General features: G+C 63.0%; 17 protein-coding genes. 7 read left to right on the top strand and 10 right to left on the bottom strand.

What is annotated here, in order from left to right; genetic code table 11:
• Positions 1–9: 9 nt before the first annotated feature.
• Positions 10–1,479: an efflux transporter outer membrane subunit gene (locus AC1DKY_RS07025; protein ID WP_441604591.1), complete on the top strand. Its 1,470-nt coding sequence runs from the start codon at positions 10–12 to the stop codon at positions 1,477–1,479.
• A gap of 78 nt (positions 1,480–1,557) precedes the next feature.
• Complete coding sequence (locus AC1DKY_RS07030; protein ID WP_441604592.1) at positions 1,558–2,499, top strand: aldo/keto reductase; 942 nt, start codon at positions 1,558–1,560, stop codon at positions 2,497–2,499.
• Positions 2,500–2,513: 14 nt separating this feature from the next.
• Here the strand turns inward: AC1DKY_RS07030 and AC1DKY_RS07035 are convergent, their stop codons facing one another.
• Complete coding sequence (locus AC1DKY_RS07035) at positions 2,514–4,268, bottom strand: MOSC domain-containing protein (protein ID WP_441604593.1); 1,755 nt, start codon at positions 4,266–4,268, stop codon at positions 2,514–2,516.
• Between the two features lie 52 nt (positions 4,269–4,320).
• The gene (tehA, locus tag AC1DKY_RS07040; RefSeq protein WP_441604594.1) at positions 4,321–5,277 is read right to left on the bottom strand and encodes a dicarboxylate transporter/tellurite-resistance protein TehA; all 957 of its coding nucleotides are present in this window, start codon (positions 5,275–5,277) and stop codon (positions 4,321–4,323) included.
• Between the two features lie 290 nt (positions 5,278–5,567).
• On the opposite strand from tehA, the gene AC1DKY_RS07045 reads away from it, so the two are divergent.
• Positions 5,568–5,816, top strand: coding sequence for a hypothetical protein (locus tag AC1DKY_RS07045; RefSeq protein WP_441604595.1), 249 nt, complete (start codon positions 5,568–5,570; stop codon positions 5,814–5,816).
• A 252-nt stretch (positions 5,817–6,068) separates the two neighbouring features.
• On the opposite strand, the gene AC1DKY_RS07050 is transcribed toward AC1DKY_RS07045, so the two are convergent.
• The 5 genes from AC1DKY_RS07050 to AC1DKY_RS07070 all read right to left on the bottom strand — a co-directional run bounded on the left by AC1DKY_RS07050 (position 6,069) and on the right by AC1DKY_RS07070 (position 12,350).
• Positions 6,069–6,410, bottom strand: a complete 342-nt coding sequence (locus AC1DKY_RS07050) for a hypothetical protein (RefSeq protein ID WP_441604596.1) — start codon at positions 6,408–6,410, stop codon at positions 6,069–6,071.
• A 1,239-nt stretch (positions 6,411–7,649) separates the two neighbouring features.
• Positions 7,650–8,696 carry a DUF2955 domain-containing protein gene (locus AC1DKY_RS07055; RefSeq protein ID WP_441604597.1) on the bottom strand — a complete coding sequence of 349 codons (1,047 nt, stop codon included), beginning with the start codon at positions 8,694–8,696 and terminating at the stop codon, positions 7,650–7,652.
• Positions 8,693–9,862: an HlyD family secretion protein gene (locus AC1DKY_RS07060; RefSeq protein ID WP_441604598.1), complete on the bottom strand. Its 1,170-nt coding sequence runs from the start codon at positions 9,860–9,862 to the stop codon at positions 8,693–8,695. Before AC1DKY_RS07060 ends, AC1DKY_RS07055 begins: the two co-directional genes overlap by 4 nt.
• A gap of 20 nt (positions 9,863–9,882) precedes the next feature.
• Positions 9,883–11,415 carry an efflux transporter outer membrane subunit gene (locus tag AC1DKY_RS07065; protein ID WP_441604599.1) on the bottom strand — a complete coding sequence of 511 codons (1,533 nt, stop codon included), beginning with the start codon at positions 11,413–11,415 and terminating at the stop codon, positions 9,883–9,885.
• A gap of 92 nt (positions 11,416–11,507) precedes the next feature.
• Entirely contained in the window at positions 11,508–12,350 is an 843-nt protein-coding gene (locus AC1DKY_RS07070; protein ID WP_441604600.1) for a hypothetical protein, read from the bottom strand.
• 427 nt (positions 12,351–12,777) lie between these two features.
• On the opposite strand from AC1DKY_RS07070, the gene AC1DKY_RS07075 reads away from it, so the two are divergent.
• Both AC1DKY_RS07075 and AC1DKY_RS07080 read left to right on the top strand, forming a co-directional pair.
• Positions 12,778–13,236 carry a hypothetical protein gene (locus AC1DKY_RS07075; protein ID WP_441604601.1) on the top strand — a complete coding sequence of 153 codons (459 nt, stop codon included), beginning with the start codon at positions 12,778–12,780 and terminating at the stop codon, positions 13,234–13,236.
• A 116-nt stretch (positions 13,237–13,352) separates the two neighbouring features.
• Entirely contained in the window at positions 13,353–13,709 is a 357-nt protein-coding gene (locus tag AC1DKY_RS07080; protein WP_441604602.1) for a hypothetical protein, read from the top strand.
• A 90-nt stretch (positions 13,710–13,799) separates the two neighbouring features.
• On the opposite strand, the gene AC1DKY_RS07085 is transcribed toward AC1DKY_RS07080, so the two are convergent.
• On the bottom strand, positions 13,800–14,318 hold the full coding sequence (locus AC1DKY_RS07085) for a cytochrome P460 family protein (RefSeq protein WP_441604603.1): 519 nt from the start codon (positions 14,316–14,318) through the stop codon (positions 13,800–13,802).
• Between the two features lie 74 nt (positions 14,319–14,392).
• Entirely contained in the window at positions 14,393–15,298 is a 906-nt protein-coding gene (locus tag AC1DKY_RS07090) for a LysR family transcriptional regulator (protein ID WP_441604604.1), read from the bottom strand.
• 128 nt (positions 15,299–15,426) lie between these two features.
• Here AC1DKY_RS07090 and AC1DKY_RS07095 point away from each other — a divergent pair, with 128 nt between their 5' ends.
• The gene (locus AC1DKY_RS07095) at positions 15,427–16,209 is read left to right on the top strand and encodes an SDR family oxidoreductase (protein WP_441604605.1); all 783 of its coding nucleotides are present in this window, start codon (positions 15,427–15,429) and stop codon (positions 16,207–16,209) included.
• Positions 16,210–16,331: 122 nt separating this feature from the next.
• Here the strand turns inward: AC1DKY_RS07095 and AC1DKY_RS07100 are convergent, their stop codons facing one another.
• Positions 16,332–18,803, bottom strand: coding sequence for a TonB-dependent receptor (locus AC1DKY_RS07100; protein WP_441604606.1), 2,472 nt, complete (start codon positions 18,801–18,803; stop codon positions 16,332–16,334).
• Positions 18,804–19,124: 321 nt separating this feature from the next.
• Here AC1DKY_RS07100 and AC1DKY_RS07105 point away from each other — a divergent pair, with 321 nt between their 5' ends.
• On the top strand, positions 19,125–19,922 hold the full coding sequence (locus AC1DKY_RS07105; RefSeq protein WP_441604607.1) for a TOBE domain-containing protein: 798 nt from the start codon (positions 19,125–19,127) through the stop codon (positions 19,920–19,922).
• Positions 19,923–19,999 lie beyond the last annotated feature (77 nt).

Genomic DNA, 19,999 nt, shown 5'->3' on the forward strand with positions numbered 1-19,999 from the left:
AGTCACGCCATGAAATCGATGAACTCACTCGCGTTGGGGCCTTTTGTCCGAACGCTCCTGCTGGCCGCTGCTGCGCCCGCGCTTTTGTCCGCGTGCATGGTGGGGCCCAACTTTGAACGTCCGGCAGCGCCGACCACCGAGCACTACGACGCCCAGGCCGAGCAGGCGCTCGACGGCAGCCATGCGTCGGCGGGCACGGCGCACGTCGAGCTTGGCAAAACCATGCAGGGCGACTGGTGGTCGACGCTCGGCTCGGCCAAGCTCGATCAAGTGATGCGCAAAGCCATCGCTGGCAATTTTGATCTACAGGCCGCGGATGCCACGATCGCGCAAGCGAATGAAGCGGTGGCTGCCACTGCCGGCGCCTTGAGTCCGCAAGTGGGATTTGGCGCCACGGGCGGTCGCCAGAAGGGCAGCAACGGTGCGGGAGTTGGCACGTCCAACTTTTATGCCGTCGGGCCGCAGGTGAGTTTTGACTTCGACCTTTTCGGCGGCACCAAGCGCAAGGTCGAAGAGCGCACCGCGCTCGCCGAGCTGGAGAAGCATCGCTTCGATGCGGCCTACCTCACGGTGACCGGCGATGTGGCCAGCGAAGCGATTGCACTGGCTTCGGCCCGTGCACAGATCAAGGCAGTGCAAGTGCTGATTGCCGACGACCAGAAAAACCTGGACCTGGTGCGCAAGGCGCACGAATACGGCACGGCCACGCAAGTGGATATCGCGCTGGCCACCACGCAGCTGGCGCAGGACGAAACCCTGCTGCCGCCGCTGGCGCAGCAGCGTGATGTTGCGCGGCATGCCTTGGCTATCCTGGTCGGCAAGAGCCCAGGCGACTGGACCGCACCGGATTTCGATCTCAGCGATTTTGCGCTGCCGGAAAGCCTGCCCGTGACGCTGCCCTCTGAGCTGGCGCGCGAACGCCCCGACATCCTCGAGGCTGAGGCGCAACTGCATGCGGCCAGCGCCGAGATTGGTGTGGCTACGGCGGATATGTATCCGCATCTGACCCTGTCCGCGTCGCTCACCCAGGCGGGTCCTGGCATCGGAACACTGTTTGGACTCGCCGGCGCGCTGGCCGGGCCGATTTTCGACGGCGGCACCCTGAAGGCCAACCGGCGCGGCGCCGTCGACGGCTATAAGGCATCGCTCGCGGGTTACCAGCAAACCGTCATCACCTCGTTGGGCCAGGTGGCGGACGTGCTGCAGGCGATCAACCACGACACCGAGGAATACGCAGCGCAGGAGCGCGCCTTGAACGCGGCCGAGGCCAGCTTGAAATTGAACCAGCAGGGCTATCGGGTCGGCGAGATCGGCGTGCTGCAAGTGCTGGATGCCGAGCGTGCTTACCAGCGTGCCTTGATTGGCCATATCCAGGCACAGACGGCACGCCACCTCGACAGCGTGCAGCTTTCGATCGCCCTGGGTGGCAACGCCAACGGCGTCTCCGAGCAGCGCGTGGCGTCGCGCGATCAACCCTGAGCAGCGGCGCCGATAGAAATCTTCAACTCACGCGGCGGCTGCCCTGTGCAAGCCGCCCATACGACCAGAGAGCACGACATGCGTTCGTCCGACCATCTTCGTCACACCACCATTCCCCTGGCCCACGGCACCGGTGACATGCCGGCGGTGGGATTCGGCACCCTGATCGCCAACCGCGATGCCGCCAGGCTGGCCATCAAGGCGGCACTGGAAACCGGCTTCCGTCATCTCGATGCGGCAGAACGCTATCTCAACGAAGACGTCGTCGGCGCGGCGATGCAAGCGGCGTTTGCGGCCGGCACCGTGAAGCGCGAGGAGCTCTTCGTCACTACCAAGCTGTGGAACACCAATCACCGCCCGGAACGCGTCAGGCCTGCGTTTGAAGCGAGCCTCCGCCGGCTCCGGCTCCACTACATCGATCTCTACCTGATCCACACGCCGTTTGCGTTCAAGCCGGGCGACGAGATGGATCCCCGTGACGAGCACGACCAGCCCATCTACGACACCGGCGTGGCCCTGGTGGAAACCTGGCGCGCGATGGAACGCCTGGTGGACGAAGGGAAGTGCCGCGCCATCGGGCTATCGGACGTCACGCTGCCCAAGCTCAAGGAGATTGTCGACGTGGCGCGCATCAAGCCCGCGGCGGTGCAGGTGGAGTGCCACCCGTATCTGCCCGAATGGGAGCTGTTGGAGTACTGCCAGCAACATGGCATCGTGCTGCTCGCGTTTGCGCCGCTGGGTCATGGCATGGAGCCGCGCATCACCGACGACGCGGTGATCACCGGCATCGCCCAGCGCGTTGGCAAGACGCCGGCGCAAGTGGCGCTGGCCTGGGCGGCGCAACGCGGCACGGCCTTTCTGACCACCTCGACCAACCCCGCGCATATCGAGGAGAACTTCGCCATCGATTCACTGCCCGACGAAGCGATGCGCCAGATGAAAGAGGACATCACCACCTCGGTGCGCTTGAATGCCGTGGTCGAGACTGGTGTTCCTGGGTTCGTGCCGCGGCGTAAGTAAGTGGGCGGACTGCCTTAGAGATCAAGCTCAATGTCGGTCGTGGGGCGTGCACAGCAGATCAGCACGCTGCCACTGGCGGGCGCGCCCACCGGTTCGGTGTCGTAGCGAATCTGGCCGGCGATAAGCGCGGTCTCGCAGGTGTGGCACACGCCCGCACGGCACGACCAGCGCACGGGCACATCGCAGGCCTCGGCAAATTCCAGCAGGCTTTGATAGCGATCGGACCAGGGCAGCGCCAGGCCGCTACGACTGAAAGACACCGTGGGGCCTTGCCCCGCCGGACCTTGCGGCAGATGCGGAGACCTGGCGGGCCCTGCAGCGATGCCCGGCGTGATCGACCCTACGCTGCCGAAGATCTCCGTATGCAGATGCGTGGACGCGTAACCCGCCGCTGCCAGTCCGTCCATCAGGTCGGACATGAAGGCAGTTGGGCCGCAGAGGTAAAACTGGGCGTTGCCGGGTACGCCCAGTCGCTGGATCGTCGCGGCGCTGATGCGTTCGGCGACATCGAAATCGTGGCCCAACTGATCTTCAGCGCGAGGCTGGCTAAAGGCGACGAGCGCATGTACATGCGGTAGTGCGCCAAGCAGGTGGCGGACTTCCGATGCAAACGGACGTTCGGCGCCGTTGCGTGCGCCATAGATCCAGTAGACCTCGCGCCTGGCCGCCGCTCCTTCCGCCACCAATTGATGCAGCATGCCGAGCACCGGCGTAACGCCGATGCCCGCGCTCACCAACACTACCGGATCATCACCCGCCTGCAGCGTAAACGTCCCGCGTGGCGCGCTGACCTCAAGCAGGTCCCCCGCATGAATTTGGCTGTGGATATATTGGCTGCCCTCGCCGGAACCGCGCTTGATGCTCACGCGATAGCAGCCGTCTTCACCGATATTGGAGATCGAGTAGCTGCGCGTGACCGCGCTGCCGCCATCGGCCGCAGGCAGGCGCAACACCACGAACGATCCTGCGGCCGGCGGCGCGAGAAAGGGTGGCTCCGTCGCGGTCAGCAGCAGGGACTTCACCTCGCTGCTTTCCTCCACCACGCTCACTACTTTCAAGGTGCGAAAGCCCGGCCACGCAGCCGGTGGCAGCACTGGTGCGAGCCCGGCGTTGCCCGGCAGGCCCTCGGTATTCGCCAGTAAGGCATCGAAGGACTGCTTCCAGCCAGGACTGAGCGAAGGCTCGCTGGCTGCGCGTTGCAGCCGGTCTTTGGGATGATCAGGTAGGTAGAGCAAGCCATCTACTTCGGCCACGGTCATGCCTTCACGTCCCCGCTCGACGCGCACGATCTCGTCGCCAGAGCCGATCTCGCCTTCCTCGATCACCCGAAAATAAAAGCCTGGCCGACGATGCGAGACGAGCAGGGCGGGCATGCGCGGTTCATCCATGCGTATACCGACGCGATAGCAGGTGACTCGCGGTTGCGATACTTCGAACAGGGCTCCGCCGATGCGATAACGGTCGCCGACGCATACGTCGTCGTCGGGCAGTCCATCCACCGTCAGGTTTTCACCGAACATGCCGTATTCGCCCAGCGTTCGCTGCAGCACCTGTTCCCAGTATCGGTACGAGGCAACCTGGTAAACCATCACCGCACGATGCACGCCGCCGTGGCCTTGCAGGTCGCCCTGGCCGTCACCATCGAGATTGAGCCGGCGCGCCATCACGCGTCCGCTCACGGGGCGTTTCCATACGGCCGTCCGAACGACTTTGCCGCGCCACGACACTTCTGCGGGAAGGCCGACATTGACGGATACGACGTGGCTCATGGCTGACAACTCCGCGCACATCAGGGGCAGCCTCGGCGCCCATGGAGTCGACTCACTGCGGAGACGAACGTTTCCCCGGCACGAGCAGACGAATAGTCGCCACCGTCATGATCAGGATGACCAGGTTGCCGCCGATGAACAGATACGGCGCCATCAGGGCGAACGGACCTTGTTCGCCATGCTGGATGAGGCGCAGTGGTGCCGCCGTGAGGGACGTCACGCCAAAGGTGAAGCCCCAGTAGCTCACTGCAAAAGGCTGGGCGCGTATCCACGGCAGCAGGCGCAGCAACACCACCGCGATCATCAGGCCATAGGCCAGCATGGCGTGGATGAACAGGTCCGGCGGACCGCTGCTCAGATTGATGTATGCGATCGCGCCGACCGTCGGCGGCGCCAGCTGGATGCCCAGGGTGGGGCGCATCATCGGCGGCATGGCGTCGGCGGTATAGAGCCGATGCAACAGCACCGCGTCGATCGCCAGCCAGGTGAACGCGCCGGCGCCAAATGCCAGCTGGCCCCAGTCGGCGTAGCCCAGGTTCGCTGCCACGGCTGCCGCCACGAACGAACCACCCACCACCGGCAGATAGAGCGCGGCGGTGGTGCACGCTTTGTCCCGTCCACCCACCCAAAGCGTACCCGTCAGCCACACGGCGAAACTCACCGTGTGAAGAAAGCCGAGCACGAACAGCACCAGCGCGGTGGCGCGCGAATAGGGCAATACGGCGCCAGCCATCACCATGGTGGTGAGGCCGGCAAGTCCCACGAAGCAACTTTGCACGGGATGGCTTAGTTCAGCGAGCGCGGCCGGTCGCGCATAGATCCATTTGGCCGAGGTCAGCACGATCAAACCGATCCATACCAGGGCCGCCAGGGCGAGCAGGGTCTCGCCGACCCACGAAGGCAGTTGCCAAACCTGATGCGCCGCCCGCCAGGCGTTGCCCAGGCCGCCAATGCCAAGCACGATGCCGAAGAAGCTCGCAGGAACAACGGGCAACTTGCTCACTGCCATGGTGTAAGGCCTCGATGGAGCGCTGCGGTTTGACGAACGGCTTGCGCCGGATGTTTCCCGAAGAACGCGCTATCCGAGACGCCACGCCTGAGCTTGCCCCCGAAAGACGCTGTCACCCAAGGGGGCACCATAGGCAGGCCATCTGGCCGGCACCATTGCACCAAAGTGTCACCGATACTTTGGTATCGACGCGGTGGGCAGGAGCGGCTTGTCGCATGGCCGGCACCTCATCGCGCAAGCAGGTAACATCGGCCGGTAACGGCCTGATGTAGTTGCACGAGGAGTGACCCATGATTTTCGCCGTGTTCCTTGTTGCCCCCCACGACGTGAAAACCGAGCGCGTCGACGATGCCCCCGAGCTGCTTGAGCGCGATGGCGTGCTGTTCTCGTTGCGTGGCGGACCGCGCCAGCCCCAGACGACCGATCGCGTGTGGGATCCGGTGGCTGTGTATGCGCCCGACGAACTCAGCGAGGAGGAGTTCCAGGATCTGTTCGAGCGCAACCGGCCGCATGTGCCGGAGTTGAACTTGAGGTATTGAAACAACACGAAGGCGGGATATGGGCGCCGCGATGTTGCGCCTTTGAGGTTGTTCCGCCGCAGCGCTGCTCGTAGCCGCCATGGTTGCCCGTGGCGGTGGTGAAGCCTGCGATCACCGCCGCCCGGCCCGACAAGTGATCTTCATCCGCGATGGCGCGTCACCGCACAGGGCGACGAATCACACTCGCGCCATCGCTTCAGACCCGTCGTGTCGTTGCTGGTTGCGCCGCGGTCAGTCGCGGCTTCAGATGGTTCAGCGCACTGTGACCTGTGTAGACGCGGCCGTGGTGGCAAACACCGCGACGTCTTGAGCATGCCTGGCGGACTGCACCGGTTGCGGCGCGAGCTGGGAAGGGTAGTCCACATCCCAGTCAATACGGCCGTTGATGCGGCTGCTCGACACTTCAAGAGCCTCGCTGTTGTGGGCGGCGGCCAGGGATTGCGCTTGCACGGCGGCTTGCGCCACGGCCTCGGCTTGGGCGTTTTGTTCCGCAAGCAGCGGGGTGGCGACCAAGGCAGCCCCCAACATCATGGAGGTTGCAACCAGGCGCCTGGCTGAAAATCTGCGGTAGTTAGATGAATAAGTGACGTTCATGATTAGGGTTCCGATAGATGGTGGCGACGACCGCCCCGAGCTGGCTCCCTGCATTGAATCCGCATCCCTGCTGGGCGCGTCTTATTTTGTACAAGTACGCATAATAATCAGTGGCGGCGGGAAGTCAAGAGTTTTTGTGCGCAATGGTATAAAAATATGATTGCGCGTAAGTCGGGCCCCGCTGCTTGTCTGTGGGAGCGCACCCTGTGCGCGACGGCCACGCTCGGGTGCACCGCTCCGTCGGGTTGTCGCGCACAGGGTGCGCTCCCACAAATGGGCTAACGGCAACGTTGACCACCATTCGTCGGCCTGCTCCCCCTTTGTAGGAGCGCACTTGTGCGCGACCGCAGCGCTGTGGCGTACCGCTCCGTTGGTTTGTCGCGCACAAGTGCGCTCCTACAAGGGAGCGGCTGCGTCCTTTCATTCGCAACCCAACACCGTAGGGTCACCTCTGTGGGAGCGCACCCTGTGCGCGACTGCCACGCCTGGGTGTATCGCTTCGTCGGTTTGTCGCGCACAAGGTGCGCTCCCACAAATGGCCGAACCGCAACGTTGACCCACCATTCGTCGGCCTGCGCCCCCTTTGTAGGAGCGCACTTGTGCGCGACCGCAGCGCTGTGGTGTTCCGCTCCGTCGGTTTGTCGCGCACAAGTGCGCTCCTACAAGGGAGCGGCTGCGTCCTTTCATTCGAAAGCCAACACCGTAGGGTCACCCCTGTGGGAGCGCACCCTGTGCGCGACTGCCACGCCTGGGTGTATCGCTTCGTAGGCTTGTCGCGCACAGGGTGCGCTCCCACAAATGGCCGAACGGCAACGTTGACCCACCATTCGCCGGCCTGCGCCCCCTTTGTAGGAGCGCACTTGTGCGCGACCGCAGCGCTGTGGTGTTCCGCTCCGTCGGTTTGTCGCGCACAAGTGCGCTCCTACAAGGGAGCCGCCCAGGTCATTTCATCCGCCATGCAGCGGCGTGCGAAAAGCCCCTTTGGGAGCGCACCCTGTGCGCGACTGCCACGCCTGGGTGTATCGCTTCGTCGGCTTGTCGCGCACAGGGTGCGCTCCCACAGGTTGGCACTACGCGCGTCGGTTCTCAGCCTTGGCGCTTGGCCATGTCCTCATGCAACGAGCGAACGCAGCCTTGCGCCGAACACATAATCACGCGATCCCAACACGCGGCTCACCGCGCGAAGATTATCCACGCCCCGCTCGTAGACCTGCGCAGGCTCATACCGCCCCATACCCTTCAATGAGTGGCGGAAGGGTGTTTCGCGAGCGGCCGACTCATCGCGCGATGCCAGGCCAGGGTCATCATGCCCACCGCAAAAGCACCGGCGAGGGCGAACTGGATGACGCGAGTCAGCCACAGCCAAAGCGTGCCTGTGTCAGAGGAAATCGACGTACTGAGGATGATCAACATCGCGTTGCACGCCAGCACGGCCACGGCGGCGGCCGGCCCGCCGGCGCAGACGCGCTGTCCAAAGCCGATCAGCACCACCAGCAACAATCCGGCGAGGAAGGGCAGGCTGGGCGATGTCAGCAACAACGTATGCATCAACAAGCCCAGCAAACCACCGGCAAAGTTGCCGATGATCATGCCCATCGCGTGGGCGCGGCCACGCTGCAGGTCGAAATTGGCCACCAGCATCACGGTGGCAATCATCACCGGCAAGACATCGGTCAGGCCAAAGAGCAGATAGACCAGCATCAAGGGCATTACGATGGCAACGCCGGCCACGGCCATGGCTACGGGCGCCTCCCGGCCCGGTGCGGCGTTGGCCGGCGGCTTGGGCGCCGCCGTGAGCGGCCACGCGGCGTATACCAGCCAGATCGCCAGCAGCGCGACCGCCATGCTGCGAATGAAGGCGAGTGGCAGGATGCCCGCATGGGCGGGCGCCACCATCACGACCACGGGGATAGTGGCCAGGCTGATCAACAGCAGCAGCGGCGGCAGCGGTGGCGAGCCCCTGAGTATGCGAAGAAAGGCCAGGAACACGCCCAGGCCAATTAAGCCGAACAGCACCACCGGCGTGTCGCGAAACAGCGAGGCGATGGCAAAGGCGAACAGCGACGTCACCGACATCACCGCCATCAGGCCTATCGCCATTTTCAGCGGCGGTCGCATCGGGAGGTTCGACAGTAGTACCGCGGCAAGCACCGGCCCCAGAAAGCTTGGCGCCCATTGCAGCATCTCGCTGAGCACGAACGCCGCCGTGACACCCACCGCAAAGCGCAAGGTGGCATGCAAGGTCACATCGCCTTGTGTGGGAGCCTCGGTGCGCGAGGCGCTCATCGCACGTAACTGAGCATGGCGATCATCCAGATCCACACCCGCGCCAATGGATTCATCAGCGAGTGTTCGCGCGTGAGGACCACCACGTTGGCCTGCGCACCACTGCGGCCGGGCGGCAGCTGTTGGTCCGGGCTGCGGGGTGGATCGAGCATGATGCGCACCGGAAAACGCTGCGGCTCGCGCAGCCATCCGCTGGGTGCATTGACCGTGGGCAGCTGGCCGTTCGGCGCTTCATCGCCCTGTGCGATGCCCCAGCCCACGCTGTCGACGTGCGCGGGGAAGACCTTGCCCGGCTGGTCGTCGAACACCACCAGGGCGCGGTTGCCCGTGGCGATATGGCCGAGCTGGTTCTCGCGCATGGCCGCGCTGATCCAGCGCGGACCGTCGGCGACGAAACTCATCACGGGTTGGCCGCGGCTGGCGAACTGGCCGGGCGAGAGACGCAGGTTGGTGACCACGCCATCGCTCGGGGCGACCACGGTCGTGTGGCGCAGGTCGAGTTCGGCCTGGTCGAGGGCAGCGCGCGCCTGGCGTACCTGCGCATTGCTGGCACCGGTCTCGCCCATGCGTATGCGTGCGCGTTCGGTTTGCGCCTCGCCCTGGCCGATATCGGCAATGTTCTTGGCGATATCGGAGCGGGCGCGGATGGCCGAAGTCTCCGAGAGCGCGCGCTTGGCCGACAGATCCAGCACGATCTTGCCCAATTGCTGGGACGCGGCCAGATCCACGCGCTGCCGGTTCAGTTGCGCTTCGGCCACTTGAACGTCGGCCACCGACGCGTCGGCGGCCTGCGTCGCCAGCACCAGGTTGGCCTGGGCTGCCCGCAGCGCAATCTGGAACGGCCGCTGATCGATGCGGAACAACACGTCCCCTTGCTTCACCCGGCGGTTGTCGGACACCTCGACCGTCACCACCGGTCCGGTAACCTCCGGTGCGATCTGCACCAGGAACGTGTCGATCGCTGCCTGCGATGTGTACGGCGTGAAGCGATCGGCGATCATGTGATAGATGAAGATCACCAGCAACACCAGCAGCGTCACCAGCACGATACGGCGTTCCCTCGACGCGCCTGCTGCTGGGGCGGCGGGTGCCGGCGCAGGAGATGGCGACTCCTTCGCTGTGCTCTGGGCGCGCTCTTGGCTCTCGTTGGATGGCTCGGTGGGCATGGGCGCTCTCGTCACGTGACTCACGGTAAAGCGGGCCGGGCGCCGGGACGGCGCGATGCGTCGGTGGCATGGTCTTGGCTGTTCGCCTTGGTGGCTACCGGCAGCGGCGCCACCTGGGCGATCCAGTCGCCGCCCAGCGCACGGTACAAATCCACCAGCGAGCGATAGCCGTCGCCGCGCGCCGAACTCAACGACAGTTGCGCGGAGAACAGACTGCGTTCGGTATCGAGCACTTCGAGATAGTCGGTATAGCCGTTGTCGTAGCGTTCCCGCGTGAGCTCGACGGCACGCGTCAGCGCCGCCACCTGCCGTTCCAGCGAGGCGACCAGGACGCGCTTGGCCTGGATGGCCGCGAGCGCATCGTCGACATCGCGAAAGGCGCTCTGGATGGTCTTCTGATAGGCCTCCAGCGCCTGGTCGCGGCGCGCTTCGGCCTGACGGTTGGCGGCATCGATGGCGCCACCTGAAAAAATGGGGCCGAGCAGTTGGCCCGCATACGACCATGTGCGGGAACGTCCGGAGAACAGCCCATTGAGTTCCGGGCTTGCACCGCCGCCGGCAGCAGTCAGCGAGAGGGTGGGGAAGTACAGCGCGCGTGCTGCACCTATCAGGGCATTGGCCGCCACCAGCTGTTGCTCTGCCTGCAGGATATCGGGACGTCGCGTGATCAGCTCCGAAGGCAAGCCGGCAGGTACGCGCGGCACGCTCAATTGCTGCAGGGTGTGTCCGCGCTTGATTGGTCCCGGGTTGCGACCGATCAGCACCGACAAGGCATGCTCCTGCTGCGCAATGGCCTGCTGCAGCACCGGGATCGCGGACGCGGCGGTTTCATACTCCGCCGTGACCTGCATCATCTCGAACTCCGATACCGCGCCGCCATCCAGGCGCAGCTGAAACACTTCGACGGTGCGCTTGCGGCCATCCAGCGTGGCTTGGGAAATCTCCAGCTGGCGATCCAGATCGAGCAGCGTGATATAGCCGGAGACGATGCTGGACACCAGGGTCAGGGCGACGCCCAGGCGCGCTTCCTCAGTCGCGAACAGGTTGGCTCGCGCCGCTTCGTTCTCACGACGAATACGCCCCCAAAGGTCGAGCTCCCAGCTCGCCGACAGCAGGGCGGAATAGCTGGTGATTTCGGGATTGGCGCCCGCCGGCAGCGGCGTCGTGCTCTGGCTCACGCGTTGGCGGCTGGCATTGGCGCCATAGCCGATTTGCGGCAGACCTTGCGCCCGAGAGCTGATCACCAGCGCGGCGAATTCATCGACGCGAGCCGTCGCAATACGCAGATCGTGGTTGGCCGCCAATCCTTCATCCACCAACGCATCGAGCTCAGTGTCGCCAAAACTGCGCCACCAGGCGGGTACATCAGCCAGGGTCGCCGTGGGTATGGCGTAGCCTTTGGCGGCATCGGCAAAGCGATAGCCCTGCGGCGCATCGACCGTCGGCCGTGCATAGTCGGGGCCGAGTGTGCAGCCCGAACCCACGCATGCCATCGCGACGACGATCATCGCGATGGCTAAGGGGAGCTGGTCGATTCGCGGCTTGCGACTCACGCTTCCCCCTCTCGCGTTGGCTCAAGACCACGGGTGGCCAGGTCGCACGTTCGCCCGGGCGATCGGAAACGAACATGCTGTGGGATCTGCCACTAGAAGCGGACCTTGAGCAGCAGCTGGAATCCATTGAACTTGAAGCTCGTGTGCCCCTTGAAGCTGCTCTTGTCGATGTCGGCGTTGATCTTGTTATAGGCGTACTGGGTCACGACGCCGAAGTTTGGCCATGGATAGAACTCCACGCCCAGGCGCGCGTTGTAAAGCTTGGCGTCGATGTCGCCGATATTGGCCTTGAAGGCGCCGGCATCAGCGACAAAGCGGGCCCAATCTTCCAACTGGTAACGATAGGACACGCCAACGGACGGATCAGGCAAGTCGGTGGATGCGCTGGCCGAGACCGTGCGCGTCGCCGAGGCGCTGCCGCTTGCACCGGCCGCGTTGACCGTGCCCTTCAGACGCAGGTCGAAACTGTAATTCTGCAAGCCGCCGGCGAGAGCAAAGGCGCCCTTGTCGCCGATCCAGATCCAATACCGGTACGTCAACCCGCCCGCATCCAGCGTGAACTTGGAACTCAGGGTGCTACCGACCGCAATGGTCTGGTTGTTGAACACCAGCGTCCGGTTGACCGTGCGCGAATGGTCGCTGTCGTCATGGAAGTAAGTCAGTTCAAATTCATGGCGCTCCCACGGGCGCCAGCTCGCCGAGATGAAAGGCAGGCTCTTGGTTCCGCCCTGGCCAAGGTCGCGAGAAAAATCGAGCGAGGTACCGGAACGCTTGATGTCACCGTCGACACGCATCGTCGCAGACAGGTCATTGGAAAAAATGCCGGCATCGACGGCGATGTAATCGAGCATCGGATGGTCGTCGGCCAAGGCGGGACCTAGCGCATCGGCAAGCACGCAGGACAACAGCGCAAAGGCGATGAGTGGATACTTCATATATCCCCCTTCGTTGAATCACTACCCGTTGACCATGCGCTGATGCGCACAGCCGGTCGTGGTCAGATGATTCACGCGACACCCCGATCGCATGGAAGATCCCTACCAAATCATGAGACGCGTGACGTAGCATCCTCGTGAATTTGCGCGCTATCGATCGCGCTCCCATCAAAAATGCGCATGGGTAATCTGAGCTATCCCGTCTTGATGACGCGGCGTTCAGTAGATCTACCTAAAATCACTACGTATATCTTTTTCGCGTTCTCCAACATGCATCGATTAGGCATGCGCATCCACTCGCCTCGGGCGAATCAGCTAACCACCGCATCGACAAACTCTGCGCTATCTTGGGGTAACGGCGCGGGAGGTTGTCGTATCCGCAGATGGGCTGCCATGCGCCTTGAACTGACACCGTTGGGGAATAGCCATGACGAGCGAAGCGCTCCTGCCGGTCACAGGTGAAGCACCGTCGAACAGGCAGCGTCTGTTCGTGCGCTACTACACCGGGATCCTGATGGACCTGGTGGTGCTCAACCTTTTTGCCGAGTACTGGAAGAATGTCTACGTCGATACCTTCACGACGTCCTTGCTTTGCGCGATCGTGTTGCAGGTTCTGCTGAAACTGACGGTAGCCCTCGAACATAAAGTCGGCGGCTACTTCAAGAAGAAGCCCGGTGGGTGGATGAAGTTCCTCCGGTTCTTCTGTGCGTGGCTGATCCTGTTCGGATCGAAGTTCGTGATACTGGAGGCGATCGTCCAGCTCTTTGGCGAGGACGTGCGGTTCTACGGTGCATTCCACGGCATCGTCGCGCTTATCGTTGTGGTCGTGGTGATGCTGGTCGCCGAAGAGCTGATCGTCCGCCTGTATCGCAAGCTGGCTGACTGAGCGCGCAAGCTGGCGGATATCGGCCACGCTGGCTGCATTGCTCTCAATCCCGCCCTTGGGCCGAACCGGAGTGGCGCTGTGGTCGTTCTTTCGGCCGACGCTAACGAGTGGCATTCATGCGTACGACTTCTGACTCTCTCATCGCCGGGCTGTTTGATCGAGGCGGCTTGAGAGCCATCTTCGACCATGCCAGAAATGCGGTGGTCGCCACGCTTATCGTGGCAGCGGGACTCGGCACGGCCCGCACCCAGGACCTGACTGACTTGATTGGTGTCCCGTATCCGCTGATCGCTGGCTATGTCGTTGCGGGGCTCGGTTGTGCGCTCGTTGCGCTCAACTTTCTCGACGGACTGCGCAAGCTGGCTCGCTTGCGTTGGCATGTGGTGCTGCAGATCGCCCTGGGCCTGGGTTACCTGTTCGCTTCGATTCGCATCGTGCAGTTCCTGATCTTCATGCGCACCCACGTCTGCTAGGCGGCCAGCGGCTGACGACTGCAAGCAGGTTGGCATCGCGTGTTGCCACTGAGTTCGAGCCCTGATGACAGCAGGCTTCCGCCTGAATGCTCAGGGCGAATAGCGCGTAAACACAAAGTCACGTTTCTCGACCGGCACATGGCACGCATAGCAGGCGTGCGCATCCATGTGGGCCGGTTTCCCATCGTTGAACTGCACGAATCCCCAGCCGCCCGATGACGCATAGGCTTTGGAATCCTTGATCATGAACTGAACATTCGTCGGCTGGCCCGCGACGAAAGACTGGGCACGGCCGAACGCCTTGTTGTTCTCTTCCGACGGAACGTATTGCCAGGCGATTCGCGCAATGATGGCGCCGTCAGGGAAGGGCAGCTTGCCCGTTCGATAGGCCTCGATCGCGATATCGTTGCCAAGGATGGCCCGTATATCGTTGAGACTCCCTTCCTCGTGGGCCACGGAGACCAGCTTCCAATCCCGGTAGCCAGCCGGCATGGCGTCGGCGATGGCGGCCGCATTCTTGGTGGCATCCTCCGCATGCACGGGCTGGATGGTCCCGGCGAGGCTCAGGGAAAGAGCGAGAAATAAGACAGGTGCGTCGATCTTGTTCATGGAGCCTCCACCGTGCATGCCGACGACTGATTCGCCATCATCGACGGCTGGTCTGCAACAAGCAAGCTGCGCTGCTAAGCATCCTGATACCGCGCATAGACCTCGGTAATCCAGCTGACAAAGACCCGGACCTTGGCATTCAATTGCCGACTCGGGGCGTAAACGATATAGACGTCCAAAGGATCGGGGCGCCATGGCTCCAGCATGGGAACAAGCTCCCCACGCGCGATCGAGGGTCGCACCATGAAATCAAGCGTGTGGATCAGGCCAAGACCAGCAAGTGCCGTGGCCAGATGCGCATTGCTTTCGTTAACGGTCACGCTGGTGACCGGCTCGATCTGGAACGCACCGTCCTGGTCTTGGAAGTGCAGTGGCTGGACCAGGCCACTTCGCGCGGAGAAATAGCCGGCGACGGGATAGCTGCCGGTGAGGATCTGGCGAGGATGGCCAGGCACGCCGTAGCGTTCGATATAGGCGGGGCTGGCGCAGGTGGTCCAACGGAGTTTGGCAATGCGACGGGCGATCAGCGAACCGTCATTGGCCGTGCTTCGGATGGCGCAGTCGACATTTTCGCCGATGACATCCACCACGCGATCCGTCACGCCGATATCGAGATGGATGTCGGGATAGCGCTCGCGAAATTCCGGCAGGGCGGGTATCAGGATGCCGCTTGCGGTTGAACCTCCGGTGTCGACCCTCAGGCGGCCGCGCGGATTGGCATGGGTCCGGCCGAGCGTCGACTCGACATCGTCCAGTTCGGCCAGCAACTGGCGCATGCGTTCGTAGTAAGCCGTGCCTTCGTTGGTGACCTGCACCCGACGCGTGTTGCGCTCAAGCAGGGCCACGCCAAGGTGGGTCTCCAGCGAGCGCACCCATTTGCTCACGGTGGCGTTGGGCATCTGCAGCGATTGGGCGGCTCGATTGAAGCCGCCAGTTTCGACCACGCGACAAAAGACTCGGATGGCTTGCAAATGATCCATGGGAGGCTCCAGAACTTCGCTCGATTATCCACACGCGTGGATAAACAAACCACCGAAGCGGCATTTATTCACCAGATTGGACACCCATTAACTGAGCTCACCGGGCGAGTTGACCCACAGGAGAGCACATGAACACCGTAAATCGCAGCAAAATCAATGTCGAACGTCATGCGGGGAAGATCGCCCTGGTGACTGGCGGGAGCTCAGGCATCGGGCTGGCCACCGCCATGCGTCTGGCCCTGGAGGGCGCCAAGGTCTACATCACTGGCCGTCGCCAGACCGAGCTGGACGCGGCAGTCGCCGAGATCGGACATCACGCGACGGCGATCCAGGGAGACGTGTCGGACAACGCCGATCTCGACCGGATCTATGAGGTCATCCAGACCGCCGAAGGCCGCCTGGATCTGCTCTTCGCCAATGCCGGCGGCGGTGAGTTTGCTCCACTGGGCGCGATCACCGAAGCGCAGTTCCACAAGTACTTCAACATCAACGTCAAGGGAACGCTCTTCACTGTCCAGAAGGCACTGCCGTTGATGGGGCAGGGCTCTTCGATCGTGGTGACCGGGTCGATCACTGCGGTCAAAGGGGCTCCCGCCTTTGGCGTGTACGCGGCGACCAAGGCCGCTTTGCGTTCGTTCGTCCGCACATGGGCATCGGACCTCAAGGGTCGGGGCATCCGCGTCAATATCGTCGCCCCCGGCACCGTGGTGACGCCGGCGTACAAGTCGGAACTTGGCCTCAACGACGAGCAGATCGAGCAATTCGTCGCCCAGGTATCCGAGATCACGCCGCTGGGCCGCGCGGGAACTACCGAGGAAATCGCCAGCGCGATGTCGTTCCTTGCATCCGATGAAGCCAGCTACATCACCGCGACCGAGCTGTTCGTGGACGGCGGTCAGGCGCAGGTCTGACGGGATCTGCGGCGGGCAATCGGAAATCGTCTTGCTCTTTTCGCCGATGCCATCGTGATCGATCGCTGCGCGGGCCGAGTCAACGGTCCGCGCAGCGTTAAAGCTGCCCGGGCGAAAAAAACCTAGAAGTTCGCACGCACCGTCACGCCCACCATCCTCGGATCACTGGGCTGTCCCAGGATCAGGCCGGAATTGCCCGTCTGGATGGTGAGTGCCGTGATGTAATTGCTGTCGAACACGTTGCGCGCGAACACGTCTGCTTCCCAATGGTCGTTGAAGCGGTAGCCCACGCTCGCATTGGTGACGTTGTAGCCGGCAATCCTCGTATAGATGGAATTGCTGGTATCGCTGTTGTAGCCGCTGCGCGCACTCGAATCGACATGGAAGAGGAAGGCGCCGGTACGGAACGGCAACACGTAGTCGAAGCCCAGCGAACCCGCCCACTTGGACAAGCCCGCCAACGGCAATCCGGTCAGCACGTAGGCACCCGGCACGTTCGGGTTGCCACGGGGATTGGACGTCTTGTTGGCCAGCGAGGCCGGCGCCTTGAACGGCTGGCAGCCGCCCGTGGCATTGGGGTTCTGCCATTCCAGCGGACAGGGCCCCAGTGGGTAATCGGAGTACTTGCCATCGGCATAGGCTAGCGATGCATGCAGCACGAACCCCTGGAACACCTGTGCCGCGAAGTCCGCTTCGAAGCCTTTGACGGTGACTTCGGGGATATTCGCCGGATACGTGCGCAGTGCTGCCGTCTCGACGCTGGAGGTGATGTTGGCTTGGTAGTTGTCGACAGTCGTGTGATAAGCGGCGAGGTTCAGTGTCGCGCGGCCGTTCCACCACGCCGATTTCAGGCCTGCTTCCCACGTCTTGTTCGTTTCGTCCTTGATCACGGCCGTGGCGAGCGCCGGATTGTTCAAGGCGTCCAGTGGCAGGCCGGACATGTTGAGACCGCCGGATTTGTAACCGCGTGCATAGCTCAAGTAGCTCATCAGCGAGTCGGTGAACTGATAGGCCAGATTCGTACGCCCTGAAACGTTGCCGCCGCTGTCGGAGGCCGAGTAACTCTGCGGCCGGAACAGCGAGAGCTTGGCGTTGTCCTGGATGCTGCCCGGCGTGGTCGGCAGGCCGCCCGACACCGTGGTCGAATAGTCGCCATTCTTGTCTTCGTACGTATAGCGCAGGCCCAGCGTCGCGGTCAGCTTGTCAGTGATGCGGTAGTTGGCCTCGCCAAAGGCGGCATAGCTCTTCATTTCGAAATGCGAGTTGCCGTATTGGCCATAGCCGTCGGCAAGATTGTCCGGCATGCGCGGGAAATTCGTGGTGCTCACCAGCCAGTACGTGGCGGCCGGACCATACACGCTGATCGGCTTGCCATTGATTTCCTGTGTGTAGAAATACAGGCCGCCGACGTAGCTCAAAGGCCCCTCGCCGTTGGAGGCAACGCGAAACTCCTGGCTGTACTGATCCTGCCGCGACGGTATGCGCTGCACTGTCTGGATCGGCAGGCCGATGTAGTCGCGATCGTTGGCGACATCCCATTTCCAGTAGCGCCAGGCCGTGATCGAGGTCAGCGTGACGGCGCCAAGATTCCAATCCGCATTCAGCGACACGCCGCCATCCTGCGTATTGATGTGCAAGGGCGCGTCGATATCGGTGAGCCGATCGTAGACGTTGCGGCTAGGCGGCACATACACCGGAAAGCCATGCGCGGGCAGGTTGAGGGCGAGTCCTTCGAATTGCCGCGCCGCGCTCTTCAGGCTGGTGCCGACGCGCAGATAGTTTTGCGTGCAGCAGTCCGAATCGAGATTGGACACATCGGCAATCAGGCGCACGTTGAGATCGTCGTTGGGCTTGAACAGCAACTGGCCGCGCAGGGCGTAGTTGTCCAGTGAGTTCTCATCCTTGCCGGTGTTGACGTTGTGCAAGACGCCATCGCGCTCGGTGAATTGCGCGGCGAAACGACCGGCGACCGTATCGCTGAGCGGGCCGGAGACATTCGCCTTGGCCTGCAGGAAGCCGTTCTCGCCGACCGAAAGCTCACCGCTGCCCTCCGGCACGAACGTAGGTTCACGGCTGGTGATGTTGATCGCACCGGCCGTGGTGTTCTTGCCGTACAGCGTGCCTTGCGGGCCGCGCAGCACTTCGATGCGTTCGATATCGGTGAAGTCGAACGCGGCCGTCGCCGGGCGGCCGTGATAGACGCCATCCACATAGAAACCCACGCCCGGCTCGATGCCATCGTTGGCCGCACTGACTGACAAGGTGTTCGAGCCCAGCCCGCGTATCGTGTAAGCGGTGTTGCGTGGGTTGGCGGAGTTGTAATAGAGCGAGGGTACGAGCAGGCTCAGTTGCTGGGTGTTGACCGTGTACGAGCGGTCGAGCCATTCACCGCTCACGACGGATACGGCAACCGGAACTTTCTGCAGCTCCTCTTCACGCTGGCGGGCGGTGACGGTGATCTTGTCGAGCGTAGCGGCGTCGTTCTTGTCGGCGGGCGGCGGTGGTGCTGGTGCCGGCGCATCATCGGGCTGGGCGAAGGCGGCCATCGTGGTCGAACACGCCAGCATGGCGGCAAACAGAGGTGCACGACGCATGGGTGTTGAGTCCTTTTGGTCGACACAGCGGTGGACTGGCGCACGTGAGGGCGGGGTAGCCTTGCCCTACCGTTATGTAGGTAACTATATAGCGAAGATCAGGCTTGCATCAGCTTCTTGCGACAAATTTTTGCGTCTGCTGCGCAATTATTTGTCTAGGCAGCTATCGGGGGCGTCGAGGTCGGGGCCTGAGCAGGCGCGACGGTGCGTGGGGCGTGGCCGGTCGATGCCTGCATCCACGGGATGTACGCTAGGACGGTCGCACCCCGGCACCCTCGGCGCGGGGACGCACGTGTCGGGCGTGAAGAAGGAGCAAGCCCCATGCTAGCCATCAAAGGGACACTCGGCCTGGAAGCCGATGGCCGCAACTTCGGCGGGCGCGAACGCATCGCGTTGCTGATGAAGATCGACGAATCAGGCTCCATCGCAGCCGCTGCCCGTGAAGTGGGCATGAGCTACAAGGGCGCGTGGGAGGCTGTTGACGCCATGAACAACCTGGCGGGCGAGCCCCTGGTGCTTCGGGCCGTCGGTGGACGCAGCGGCGGAGGCACCGTGCTGACGGCGCGCGCGCGGCGGCTCATCGACGTCTTTCAGCGCATGGAAGCCGTCCATCAGCAATTCCTCAAGCATTTGTCCCAGATTGCGGACAACCCGCTTTCCGATATCGACCTGGTGAGGCGCTTCACGATGAAGACGAGTGCACGAAATCAATTGGCCGGTACGGTGGCAGCCGTGGAGTCCGGCGTCGTCAACGACGTGATCCAGCTGGACATCCAGGGTGGACAGCAGCTGGTTGCCACCGTGACCCATGAGAGCACCCAGAACCTCGGTCTTGCAGCAGGCAAGAGTGCCTTTGTACTGATCAAGGCATCCTCCGTCATCATCGGCCTGCCGGATAAATCGACGCGCTTGTCCGCACGCAATCAGTTGCAGGGAAAAGTCGCTTCGATCAAGCGCGGCGCGGTGAATGCCGAAGTCGGCATCGAGCTGGATGGCGGCAACGCCCTCGTTTCCATCATCACCATTGCGAGCCTCGATTCGCTTGCCCTGCGCGAAGGGACGCCCGTCGTCGCGATCATCAAGGCATCGAGCCTGATTGTTGGCACCTTCGATAGCTAAGCATCGAGCGCCAAGAAGGATTTCTCGCGGCTGCTGTAAGCGACTGTCGCCTTGCGTGACGGTCTTCGATCTGCGCG

Source organism: Dyella sp. 01N448 (genome assembly GCF_056399225.1).

Bases quoted from the DNA above. Each gene is read 5' to 3' on its own strand.
- AC1DKY_RS07080 (WP_441604602.1), top strand. From the start codon at position 13,353: ATGCGTACGACTTCTGACTCTCTCATCGCCGGGCTGTTTGATCGAGGC.
- AC1DKY_RS07030 (WP_441604592.1), top strand. From the start codon at position 1,558: ATGCGTTCGTCCGACCATCTTCGTCACACCACCATTCCCCTGGCCCAC.
- AC1DKY_RS07050 (WP_441604596.1), bottom strand. From the start codon at position 6,410: ATGAACGTCACTTATTCATCTAACTACCGCAGATTTTCAGCCAGGCGC.
- AC1DKY_RS07025 (WP_441604591.1), top strand. From the start codon at position 10: ATGAAATCGATGAACTCACTCGCGTTGGGGCCTTTTGTCCGAACGCTC.
- AC1DKY_RS07105 (WP_441604607.1), top strand. From the start codon at position 19,125: ATGCTAGCCATCAAAGGGACACTCGGCCTGGAAGCCGATGGCCGCAAC.
- AC1DKY_RS07075 (WP_441604601.1), top strand. From the start codon at position 12,778: ATGACGAGCGAAGCGCTCCTGCCGGTCACAGGTGAAGCACCGTCGAAC.
- AC1DKY_RS07035 (WP_441604593.1), bottom strand. From the start codon at position 4,268: ATGAGCCACGTCGTATCCGTCAATGTCGGCCTTCCCGCAGAAGTGTCG.
- AC1DKY_RS07085 (WP_441604603.1), bottom strand. From the start codon at position 14,318: ATGAACAAGATCGACGCACCTGTCTTATTTCTCGCTCTTTCCCTGAGC.
- AC1DKY_RS07090 (WP_441604604.1), bottom strand. From the start codon at position 15,298: ATGGATCATTTGCAAGCCATCCGAGTCTTTTGTCGCGTGGTCGAAACT.
- AC1DKY_RS07045 (WP_441604595.1), top strand. From the start codon at position 5,568: ATGATTTTCGCCGTGTTCCTTGTTGCCCCCCACGACGTGAAAACCGAG.
- AC1DKY_RS07060 (WP_441604598.1), bottom strand. From the start codon at position 9,862: ATGCCCACCGAGCCATCCAACGAGAGCCAAGAGCGCGCCCAGAGCACA.
- AC1DKY_RS07070 (WP_441604600.1), bottom strand. From the start codon at position 12,350: ATGAAGTATCCACTCATCGCCTTTGCGCTGTTGTCCTGCGTGCTTGCC.
- AC1DKY_RS07055 (WP_441604597.1), bottom strand. From the start codon at position 8,696: ATGAGCGCCTCGCGCACCGAGGCTCCCACACAAGGCGATGTGACCTTG.
- tehA (WP_441604594.1), bottom strand. From the start codon at position 5,277: ATGGCAGTGAGCAAGTTGCCCGTTGTTCCTGCGAGCTTCTTCGGCATC.
- AC1DKY_RS07095 (WP_441604605.1), top strand. From the start codon at position 15,427: ATGAACACCGTAAATCGCAGCAAAATCAATGTCGAACGTCATGCGGGG.
- AC1DKY_RS07100 (WP_441604606.1), bottom strand. From the start codon at position 18,803: ATGCGTCGTGCACCTCTGTTTGCCGCCATGCTGGCGTGTTCGACCACG.